Origin of the sequence: Geobacillus thermopakistaniensis, assembly GCF_000498995.1 — a bacterium.
Taxonomy (GTDB): domain Bacteria; phylum Bacillota; class Bacilli; order Bacillales; family Anoxybacillaceae; genus Geobacillus; species Geobacillus thermoleovorans.
On sequence record NZ_AYSF01000008.1, the window covers coordinates 1 to 1,628 of the forward strand.

General features: G+C 55.9%; 1 protein-coding gene and 1 pseudogene. Both read right to left on the reverse strand.

Annotated features, from left to right (window positions below; translation table 11 throughout):
• Positions 1-506 (reverse strand): annotated as a pseudogene (locus T260_RS136800) (aminomethyl-transferring glycine dehydrogenase subunit GcvPB); the annotation flags it as partial.
• Positions 499-1,628 (reverse strand): aminomethyl-transferring glycine dehydrogenase subunit GcvPA (gene gcvPA / locus T260_RS136795; RefSeq protein ID WP_023633330.1); only part of this gene is annotated, 1,130 nt, incomplete at its 5' end. The pseudogene T260_RS136800 and the gene gcvPA, both read right to left, overlap by 8 nt.

Here is a 1,628-nt window from a genome sequence, read left to right on the forward strand (position 1 = left end):
CCGCCGCGATGGAAAACAGAGCCGAAAAAGTCGCCGTTTGCTTCATGGTAAGCGCGGATCATCATCAGCCCGGTCCACTCGCCGTGGGCGCCGGCCGCCGGCTGCAAGGTGACCGCATCCATGCCCGTGATTTCTTTTAAATGCTCTTGCAAGTCGTACATCAACTCAAGAGCCCCTTGCACCGTTTTCTCTGGCTGAAGCGGATGAATGTGGGCAAACCCGGCGAGGCGGGCGACGTTTTCATTGATTTTCGGATTGTATTTCATCGTGCACGACCCGAGCGGGTAAAAACCGGAATCGACGCCGTGGTTTCGTTTCGAGAGCGCCGTATAATGGCGCATTAAGTCAAGCTCCGACACTTCCGGGAGCTCCGGCTCTTCAGTGCGAAGATAATCGGCCGGCACGAGCTCGCTGACATCGACAGCCGGCACGTCAAGCGCTGGCAGGCTGTAGGCGATGCGCCCCGGCTTGCTTCGTTCGAAAATAAGCGGTTGATCGTTATGCATGGCCATCCCCCAATTCATTGACAAACCGATCGATTTCTTCTTTTGTCCGCAGTTCGGTGACAGCAACAAGCATATGACCGGCAAGCTCCGGATAGTCAGCCCCAAGGTCATAGCCGCCGATGATTCCTTTTTCGAGCAGGCGATCGTTCACATCAGAAACCGGCCGTCCAAGCCGGATGACGAACTCGTTGAAAAACGGGCCGGCAAACGGCGACGACAGTCCGCGCTTTTCAAGTTCCACCTTCGCATAATGCGCTTTTTGAATATTCATCGCCGCCATTTCTTTCACGCCCCGCTTGCCAAGCGCCGACAGCGCAACGGAAGCGGCCAAGGCGTTTAACGCTTGATTGGAGCAAATGTTGGATGTCGCCTTATCGCGGCGGATGTGCTGTTCGCGCGCTTGAAGCGTCAAGACAAACCCGCGGCGCCCGTCCTCATCGGTCGTCTGCCCGACAAGACGGCCTGGAATTTTGCGCATGAGCGGCGCTTTGACAGCGAAATAGCCGCAATGCGGGCCGCCAAATTGCGTCGGGATGCCAAATGGCTGCATGTCGCCGACCACAATGTCGGCGCCAAACGCTCCGGGTGGAGTCAACACACCAAGCGCCAATGGGTTGCTGGCGACGACAAACAAACTTTTCTTTTCATGCGCAAGCGGCGCGATCGCTTTCAGCGGCTCGATTTGACCAAAAAAGTTCGGGTATTGGACGACAACGCACGCCACATCATCCCCCATTTCCGCTTCAAGCGCCTTAAGATCGGTGATGCCGCCGTCATACGGAATTTCTTTCACTTCGAGCTTCTGTCCTTTGGCGTACGTGCGCACGACTTCCCGATATTGCGGATGAACGGCGGTCGAGATGAGCACTTTCTTCCGCTTCGTATGCGCGGCGCTAAGAAGCACCGCTTCGGCAAGCGCCGTGCCGCCGTCGTACATCGACGAGTTGGCGACATCCATGCCGGTCAACTCGCACACCATTGTTTGAAACTCAAAAATCGCCTGCAGCTCGCCTTGGGAAATTTCCGGTTGATACGGCGTATAGGCCGTATAAAATTCAGAGCGCGACAGGACATGGTCGACGACAGCCGGAATATTTTCGGCATTCTTTTTTTCTGGTAGTG